The organism is Bradyrhizobium sp., assembly GCF_049798375.1.
GTDB lineage: Bacteria > Pseudomonadota > Alphaproteobacteria > Rhizobiales > Xanthobacteraceae > Bradyrhizobium.
Window position 1 is genome coordinate 1 of record NZ_JBARGP010000769.1, and the last position, 9243, is coordinate 9243.

Sequence of the window (9243 nt, forward strand, 5' to 3'; positions counted from 1 at the left end):
AAGCGCCGGCGAATGATTTGCGCTTTCCTTTCAATCTCCGCCCGCTGGTTGCAGGCTGGAATGCGCTGTTCCACGACAGTGCCACGCTCACACCTGATCCTCTCAGGTCCACGCAATGGAATCGTGGCGCCTATCTGGTCGAAGGGCTTGGCCATTGCAGCGCCTGCCATTCGCCGCGCAATGCGCTCGGCGCCGAGCAGAAGCGGGCCTATCTCGCCGGCGGCGTCGCCGACGGTTGGGAGGCGCCGGCGCTGACGTCGCAGTCCGCGGCACCGATCCCGTGGACCGAGAATGAGCTGTTCACCTATCTGCGCTCGGGCCGGTCGCGCTTCCATGGGGTCGCGGCGGGGCCGATGGCACCTGTCGTGAAGGACCTCGCCAAGCTGCCGGATGCCGACATCCGCGCCATGGCGGTCTATCTCGCCTCCTTCCAGGACACACCGCCGGATACGGCCAGGCTGGAAGAGATTGCGACCACTCTCGAAGCCCGGACCAAGGTCGCCTCCGCCGCGTTGCCCGGCGCGCGGCTTTATCTCGGCGCCTGCGCCGTATGTCACGAAGTCGGCGGCCTGCCGCTGTTCGGCAGCCGGCCGTCGCTGGCATTGAACAGCAACCTGCACGGTGCTGCGCCTGACAACCTGATCCGCCTGATCCTGGACGGCATTGCCAGGCCTGCCAGCTCCGATCTCGGCTACATGCCGCCGTTCAAGGACCATCTCGGCGACGAGCAGCTGGCCGAGCTCGTCGCTTTCCTGCGCAAGCAGTTCGCACCCGACAAGCCGGCGTGGACCAATATTCGCGACGCGATCGATCGGGTCGGCAAAGCTCATGGCAGCGCGCCCTAGGCAAGGTCGGCGATGCGCTGCACGCCAGCCTCGGCCCATGCGTATGCGCCGCGGAGCGCCACCATCCCCGATTTCCGGGCTGGATGGCGGGCGTGCACCGAGCGCCGCGCGCAATATGAGCCGCGGTCACTCAAATAAGTGATTGCACAGCGCGCTTGCGCTCCGTTAGCTTCAGAGGCCGATGGAGAGATTTCGCCGTGACCAGACAGTCCGAACCGCCGCAGCGGAGGCGTTGCCCGACCTGCGGCAAGCCGCTTGTGGTCCGCGGCCGAAAGGACGGCCGGGCCACGCTGTATTGCCCGACCTGCGACGATCCTGATCCGTTGTACTCGCCGAAGGCGATCGGCTGGGCCAAGAGCTCGCTGCGCCCGCCGAAGCGGGCGCGATGAGTTTACTTGCCGAGCTTGCGTTCGACCTTCTTGCGGCTGTTGCCGACCTTCTTCACGGCCTTCTTGACCGCGCTCGCAGAACGCCCGCTCTTCTTCGCCTCGTAGCGCACCTCGTAGTCCTGTCCGCTGGCGACCCGCGCCCGGTCCTGCTTGCGTCCGCGTGCGGTCTTTGCAGTTGATGCTTTCTTCTTCGCTGCCATGGTGAATCTCCTTGTAGGTGCGCAACGCCGAATCCACGGCGCAAGTTCCGGATAGATCACACTCTGATGTCGCTCCCCCTTCGGAGTTGAATCGGTCTGATAATCTGGGGTAAGTCCGGCTTCGGCACCCGACGGTTGGAGCAGCGATTTGGCGGTAGACATTGCCGCGGCCGACGCGCCGCGCGACCGAGTCGATGGACGCGGCGCCGCGACGCTGCGCCGCTATATCGGCATCGTCGCGCTGCTTTTCATCGTGATCGGCACGCCGCTCGCAGGCTTCATCGTCTGGCTTGCGCGTCCCTTTGATGCGCTGGCGACGCCGCGGCAGCTGGCCGCCATCCAGGCGCAGCGGCCCGAGACAGTCATCCTGCCGGTGGATCTGCGCTACAACGCCGCTTTCAAGCTGCCACGGGTCGTGCATGGACAGCCCGAGATCATCTGCTTCGGCTCTTCGCGCGCCGGCGGATTCCGGGCCGACATGTTCGCTCCCCGTCGCTTCTACAACATGTCCTATACCGGTTGGACGGCGGACCAGGTGCTTGACATCTTCGAGCGGACGACGCGCGCAACCCATCCGCGCGTCGTGATCCTCGAGCTCGATTATTTCCTGTTCGCCAATCATTGGCAGCATTGGTTCGAGACTCCGCGAACGATGATTTATGACCGGCCCTTCCGTTACGCCATGGAGAGTCTCGGAAGCTATCTCCGCGCCGCCCTGAAAAATCCTGCCCCGTTCGACGCCTATCGCGCCGCGCCGACGCGGTTTGTCGGTCCCGAAAGCATCCGTAACGAGGAAGGGTTCCGGAGCGACGGGTCGTATGAGAATTCGCAAGCGCACATTGCCTACGCTCACGGACACTTCCTCAATGCCGAACACTTCATCGGCACCGTCCCACCGGACTACGAGATGTCGCCGAGCCTGATGGCGCCGATCGAGCGGCTGGCCGTGCTGGCGCGCCAGCGCGGCATCAAGCTCGTCGGCGTGCAATTGCCGCTGCTCCGCGCCGGCATCGACTTTCTGGATCACAACACCTCCTACGGTCCCCGCGCCGGCGCCTGGCGTGAATTCGAGAGCGCGGCGACCCGCGCCTGGCTCGCGGGCCTGGGCATCCCGCTGTTCGACCTGGCGCGTTCGCCCGTCGACGACGACCCGGCCAATTTCATCGACTCTGTCCATCTTTCCGACCGCGGCATGGACAAGACCATGGCCGAATTGCAGGCCGATCCTGCGTTCCGCGCCGCGATCGATCCGGACGCGCCGCGCGCGCCCGGCAGATGAGCCCGGGTTTCGTCAATCTCCTCCCCCGATGTCGAAGGTGACGCCCTGCGCCAGCGGCAGAGTGCGGCCATGGTTCACGGTGTTGGTGGCGCGGCGCATATAGGCCTTCCACGCATCCGAGCCGGATTCGCGGCCGCCACCGGTCTCCTTTTCGCCACCGAACGCACCGCCGATCTCGGCGCCCGAGGGGCCGATATTGACGTTGGCAATGCCGCAATCCGAGCCGCGCACTGAGAGGAACAGCTCGGCCTCGCGCAGATCATTGGTGAAGATCGACGACGACAGGCCCTGCGGCACCGCGTTGTGCGCTTCGACCGCCGCATCGAAATCGCGATAGGGCATGACGTAGAGAATTGGCGCAAAAGTCTCCTGCGCGACCACATCGCTCTGCGCCGCGATCTCCACCAGCGCCGGCCGCACGTAATAGGCCTCGTGACGATCGCCGACCATGACGCGCTCGCCACCCGAGACCTTGGCGCCCTGCTCCCGCACCGTCGCAAGCGCCGTCTGCATCGCCTGATAGGCCTGGCCATCGATCAGTGGACCGATCAGCGTGCCGTTCTCCAGCGGATTGCCGATCGCGACCGACCGATAGGCCTGCTGCAGCCGCGGCACGAAGCGCGCATAGACCTCCTGATGGACGAACAGGCGGCGCAAGGTCGTGCAGCGCTGGCCTGCGGTGCCCATCGCGGCGAATGCGACCGCGCGCAGCGTGACATCGAGATCGGCCGACAGCGTCACGATCGCGGCATTGTTGCCGCCGAGCTCGAGAATGGCACGGGCAAAGCGGCCGGCGAGCCGCGTGCCCACGATGCGGCCCATCGCAGTCGAGCCGGTGGCCGAGACCAGCGGCACACGCGGATGACCGACCAGCACCTCGCCGACCTCGCGGCCGCCGATCAGCACCGCCGATAATCCATCGGGCGCCGCGCCGCCGTCACGGCGGTAGCGTTCGATCGCGCGCATCAATAGCGCATTGGTGGCAAGCGCGGTCAGCGACGTCTTCTCCGACGGCTTCCATACAATGCTGTTGCCGCAGACCAGCGCCAGCGCCGCATTCCAGGCCCACACCGCGACCGGAAAGTTGAATGCCGAAATGATGCCGGTGACGCCGAGGGGATGCCAGGTCTCCATCATCCGGTGTTCCGCGCGCTCGGTCGCGATGGTCAGGCCATAAAGCTGGCGCGACAGGCCGACCGCGAAGTCGCAGATGTCGATCATCTCCTGCACCTCGCCGAGCCCCTCGGAGGTGATCTTGCCGGCTTCGATCGAGACCAGCCGGCCGAGCGCGGCCTTGTTGGCGCGCAGCTCCTCGCCGAGCAGCCGCACCAGTTCGCCGCGCTTCGGCGCCGGAACCAGGCGCCATGCAAGAAACGCCGTATGCGCCTTGTCGATGTGGGCTTTCGCCGCGTCCGAGGTGCTGTCATGCAGATGCGCCAGCACCTCGCCCGTGATCGGCGTGCGCGCCGCGCGCGTGCCGCCCGCAAGGCGTTCCGGCGCGACGCCGAGCGTGGTCAGGATGCCGGCCGCCTCGCGAACGAGATCAGGGACAGAAGATCGGGCAAACGTTTCGGACATGACGGACCTCCAAGCACATGACGCGCTGCGGGAGCAGGATCGATGCTGAGATGACACTGCTTCGATGCCAAAACAACATCGTTGGCAGACCCGCAGGCCCGATTTACCGCAGCATTCAATTCCGTTAGCTTTGCTACAACCATAAGTAATAATTCACGATGGGAGAAACTGATGGGCAAGCAGCGTCTGCAATGGGTCCTGGTGTTCGGATGTGTCGCATCTCTGACCGCGGTCGGTGCCGCACGCGCCAACGACCCGAACGACTTTGGAGGCCGCGGCGACGATCATTCCCGGCATTGCGATCCGCGCAGCTATGGCGCGGTCGCTGACGGCAAGACCGACAACACCACCGCGATCCAGACCGCGATCGATCGCTGTGCCCGCTCCGGCGGCGGCATCGTCCGGATCACCGGCGGCGGCACCTATGTCACCGGGCCGATCGAGCTGAAGAGCCGGGTCTATCTGCGCATCGATGCGCCGACCGTGCTGAAGAACACCACCGACCACAGCCGCTACCAGCCGGCGTTCATCGGCTATCCCTTCCGCTTCGCCAACAATCCTGCCGTCAGCGGCACCGGCCCGACCCTGCCGGGCAAGCCCGAGGCGATGATATCGGCCAAAGATGTCGTCGACTCGGGCATCATCGGCGACGGCACCATCGACGGCAGCGGCGCCGATCCGGCAGCGGCCGCGACCAGCGACAATCCAGGCGCAATCAGCTGGTGGCAGCTTGCGGCCAACGCCAAAACGCTGACATCCTATCCAGGCTTTCCGGACATACCGACCTCGAACGGCCTGCCGCGCCCCTGGCTGGTCGAATTCTACAGCTCCCGGCAAATCCGCATCGAAGGCGTGCTCCTGACCAACTCGCCGATGTGGGACCTCGGCCTGCGCTACGACGTCGACGTGAGTGTCGATGGCCTGCGCGTCTATAACAACGCCAATGATGCGACCGGCGCGCCCAATACCGACGGCGTCGACCTGGTCGGCTCGACCGACGTCCGGCTCGCCCACCTTAACATCGACACCGGCGACGACGATGTCGCGATGAAGTCCGGCCTGCCCGGCATCGATCCCGCCAATCCGGGCGTGCCGACCTTCGCCTACTACAAGCCGCCCTATAATCTGCCCAAGCTGCCGTTGACCCACGTTCATATTGCGGATTCGACCTTCAAGCGCGGCCATGGGATGTCGGTCGGTAGCGAGACCGTCAATGGCGTCAGCCATATTCACGCCCATGACATCACCTTCCTGGGCACCGACAACGGCTTCCGCATCAAGACCGGGCGCGACCGCGGCAATGACATCTCCGACATGAGGATCGAGCGGCTGACCATGACCGACGTCACGACGCCGATCTCGATCAGCGAATACTACCCGAGCATTCCGAGCGCATCGCAGGGCGACATCACCCAGCCGCACATTCCCGCGACGGTGCCGCATGTGCATGACATCATGATCTCCGATCTCACCGCGACCAATCCCAAGACCGTGCGTAATGTCGTCCCCACGGGCGGGCTCATCATCGGCCTGCCGGAATCGCCCGTAATGAAGATTGTGCTCAATCGAATCAGCATCACCTCGTCCAATGCGAAGGGAATCTTCATGCGCCTGCGCAACGTGACCGGGCTGACCTGCAAGGTGGTCACGCTGACACCGCTCAGCAGCGCGCCGCCGGCCAGCGGCCACACCTTCGACAATGAAGGCGGATTGTCCGACCTCAACGGTTGCGACGTGCCGCCCGCCTCGATGTAGTAGTAACGAGAGCCGCCCCGGCCTGGCGCTGCCCTCCAAGGCGGCGCCTTCCTTAAGGGTGCAACAACGTGCTTGCATATGCGATCTTCTCGATGTGAGAGACCAAAGAGCAGATATATGCACACGTCGTCTGCACACACGACACCGATCTCGCGGCGCATTCGGCGTCCGAGTTTTGCATCTGAACACCCTCCGAAAACGAGAGGGCGCAGGGAATGCCGGGTGAAGGCCTCACCCATGGCCCGCCAGCAACAAAGAAAGCTGGCGGCAGTCACCACAGGATCAGCCAGATCATCCGGCATTCCCTGCGCGATGGTTTGAACGCTTATACGTGATCTCCTCGGGAACCGGCTTTGTTGCCCCCGTCGCCTGCGAGCTCGTCGCACCGCAGACTTGGCCTCAGCACCGGGAGGCCAGGACCACACGATTTCGCGTCCGGGCGCTCGCGCTCGTCTGGCGCAGCAATCACGGCCACCGCTCCCCGCCTCTACGTATCGTGACGACGCGTACGCCCCTCTTCGATGAGGCGGGATGCAGACACATATCATATCTTCTGAAAAAGCGAAAGCAAAAATTTTGACAGAAAAGGCTGAACTGTATCAGTCTCTTTGAAAACGTTGCCAAACTTCGTGTTTCGGCGCATGCGTTTCGTGCGAGTTTTACCGTCGCAGCTGTAGCCGGATGAGCGAAGCGAGATCTGGGATGCCGATGATCAGCTCGACAGCGGATCGGCGATGCTCTCGAGCGACTTGCCTTCGGCATCGATGCCGAGCTTCCATTCGGCGACGGCGGCGAGAAGCAAGAGCGCTGCGGCTACCACGTAGCCACCGCTCACCTTCCAGCTCGATCCCGACTCGATCAGCCAGCCGAACAGCAGCGGCGATACGCTGCCGCCGACCGCGGTGCCGATCGCGTAGAAGCACGCGATCGCCAGCGCGCGCGTCTCCAGCGGAAAGATCTCGCTCGCGGTGAGATAGGCCGAACTGGCCGCGGCCGAAGCGAAGAAGAAGATCACGCACCACGCAGCAGTTTGGGTGATCTGCGTCAGCAGCCCCGCGGCGAACAGGTAGGCGGTCAAAAGCAGCAACAGGCCGCTGACAGCGAATGTGCCGGCGATCATCTTGCGGCGGCCGATGGTGTCGAAGAAGGAGCCGAGTAGCAACGGCCCGCAGAAATTGCCGATCGCCAGCGGCAGCACGTAGAATCCGACGCGCTGCTCCGGCACATGATAGAAGTGGGACAGGATCAACCCAAAGGTGAAGAACACCGAATTGTAGAGAAATGACTGCGCGATCATCAGCGCCAAGGCGAGAATGCTGCGCTGTCGATATTTGCCGAGCATCGACGAAAAGATCAGCTCCAGACCGAACACCTTGCGCGGATGGACCTCGAGCGAGCCTTCCGGTGGCGGCAACTTCTCACCTGTCGCCTTCTCGACGTCAGCCTCGATCCCCCGCACCGTGTCCTCGGCCTCCTTCTCCTTCATATGCGTCACCAGCCAGCGCGGACTTTCCGGCACGAAGCGCCGCAGCAACAGGATCGACAAGCCAAGCATGCCGCCGACGCCGAAGCCGAGACGCCAGCCGATGTTCGGGGAGAACAGATTGGGGTCGAGCAGGAACGGCACTACCAGCGCGCCCGCGGCCGCGCCGAGCCAGAAGCTGCCGTTCACGATCAAATCGATCCGGCCGCGATATTTCGCAGGGATCAACTCGTCAATGGCGGAATTGACGGCGGCGTATTCGCCGCCGATGCCAAGGCCCGTGATCAGCCGGAAGAACGCGAAGCTCCAGAAGTTCCACGCAAATGCACTCAAGAGCACACCGGCGAGATAAATGATGAGCGTCACGTAGAAGACGAGCCGCCGTCCGTGCCGGTCGGTGATCCAGCCAAATCCCAGCGCCCCGGTGACCGCGCCGACGACGTAGAAGGATGCGACGGCGCCGAGGTTGGCGCTGGTCAGACGCAGCGTATCGGCGCTCTGCAGCGCAGGCCCAAGCGAGCCGACGATGGTCACCTCCAATCCGTCCAGGATCCAGGTGATGCCGAGTCCGATCACCACCAGAAGGTGGAAGCGGCTCCACGGCAGGCGGTCGAGCCGGAACGGAATGTCGGTCCGAATGGCTGGGGATGGCGACGAATCCGGCATGCGAGTTTTTCATCCCTCTGCAGTCGAAGGTCGCGCCGGCCATCGCATCGTGAAGGCAGACACGAGGCCGCGGCTGTCGGCCATGACCACGAACGGCGCGACCGCGGAAAAGTTGCCGCGAAATCGCATGCCGATTCCCATGGCGTGTGCGCCGCGTTGTGGAACACGGGACAACCGGCGACGCACGCTCGACGCGCCGCGCGCGGATTGATAAAGCCGCTGTCCGCGAAGGAGCGTTCGAGCCAGACATGACCGTTGCGATCGAGATGGGGCAGACGACCGCGGGCTCACCTGCGGCCCTCGACCTCGAGGAACTGCTGGCAACGCGCCTCCTGGTGCAAGGCAATTCGGGTTCCGGCAAATCGCATCTGCTGCGACGGCTCTTGGAGCAGAGCGCGCCCTGGGTGCAGCAGGCCATCATCGATCCTGAGGGCGACTTCGTCACCTTGGCGGAGCGATTCGGCCATCTCGTCATCAATGCCGAGGACCACACCGAGCGCGGTCTGCAGGTCGCGGGCGAGCGGGCGCGCATCCATCGCGTCTCGGCCGTGCTCAATCTCGAAGGGCTGGACGCCGAGAATCAGATGCGGCGCGCGGCTGCCTACCTGAACGGGCTGTTCGAGATCGGCAGGGATCATTGGTACCCGATGCTGGTGGTGGTCGACGAAGCGCAGTTGTTCGCGCCGGCGGTTGCCGGCGAGGTGTCGGACGAAGCGCGTAAGCTGTCGCTCGGCGCCATGACCAATTTGATGTGCCGCGGCCGCAAGCGCGGCCTCGCTGGTGTGATCGCGACCCAACGGTTGGCCAAGCTCGCCAAGAACGTCGCGGCCGAGGCCTCCAATTTCCTGATGGGCCGCACCTTCCTCGACATCGACATGGCGCGTGCTGCCGACCTCCTGGGCATGGAGCGGCGCCAGGCCGAGGCGTTTCGCGACCTGGAACGCGGCCAGTTCATGGCACTCGGCCCGGCGCTGTCGCGGCGTCCGCTGGCCTTGCGCATCGGCCCGACCGAGACCACGCCGCGCAATGCGACGCCGCGGCTGATGCC

At 64.5% G+C, this 9243-nt stretch carries 8 protein-coding genes; 5 read left to right on the forward strand and 3 right to left on the reverse strand.

What is annotated here, in order from left to right:
- Positions 1–845: c-type cytochrome (locus tag WA702_RS29430; protein WP_425114047.1), on the forward strand; the 845-nt coding region annotated here is incomplete at its 5' end.
- Positions 846–1042: 197 nt separating this feature from the next.
- A complete protein-coding gene (locus WA702_RS29435) occupies positions 1043–1234 on the forward strand; it encodes a hypothetical protein (protein ID WP_425114048.1) in 192 nt (63 codons plus the stop codon).
- 2 nt (positions 1235–1236) lie between these two features.
- Here the strand turns inward: WA702_RS29435 and WA702_RS29440 are convergent, their stop codons facing one another.
- On the reverse strand, positions 1237–1434 hold the full coding sequence (locus tag WA702_RS29440) for a DUF3606 domain-containing protein (RefSeq protein WP_425114049.1): 198 nt from the start codon (positions 1432–1434) through the stop codon (positions 1237–1239).
- A gap of 148 nt (positions 1435–1582) precedes the next feature.
- Between WA702_RS29440 and WA702_RS29445 the strand changes: the two genes are divergently transcribed.
- A complete protein-coding gene (locus tag WA702_RS29445) occupies positions 1583–2713 on the forward strand; it encodes a hydrolase (RefSeq protein ID WP_425114050.1) in 1131 nt (376 codons plus the stop codon).
- 12 nt (positions 2714–2725) lie between these two features.
- Here WA702_RS29445 and WA702_RS29450 read toward each other — a convergent pair whose 3' ends face one another.
- Positions 2726–4291 carry an aldehyde dehydrogenase family protein gene (locus WA702_RS29450; RefSeq protein WP_425114051.1) on the reverse strand — a complete coding sequence of 522 codons (1566 nt, stop codon included), beginning with the start codon at positions 4289–4291 and terminating at the stop codon, positions 2726–2728.
- 171 nt (positions 4292–4462) lie between these two features.
- Here WA702_RS29450 and WA702_RS29455 point away from each other — a divergent pair, with 171 nt between their 5' ends.
- Positions 4463–6046, forward strand: a complete 1584-nt coding sequence (locus WA702_RS29455; RefSeq protein WP_425114052.1) for a glycoside hydrolase family 28 protein — start codon at positions 4463–4465, stop codon at positions 6044–6046.
- Positions 6047–6758: 712 nt separating this feature from the next.
- Here WA702_RS29455 and WA702_RS29460 read toward each other — a convergent pair.
- Positions 6759–8195, reverse strand: a complete 1437-nt coding sequence (locus WA702_RS29460; protein ID WP_425114053.1) for an MFS transporter — start codon at positions 8193–8195, stop codon at positions 6759–6761.
- 248 nt (positions 8196–8443) lie between these two features.
- On the opposite strand from WA702_RS29460, the gene WA702_RS29465 reads away from it, so the two are divergent.
- The coding region (locus WA702_RS29465) for a helicase HerA domain-containing protein (RefSeq protein WP_425114054.1) at positions 8444–9243 on the forward strand (800 nt) is incomplete at its 3' end.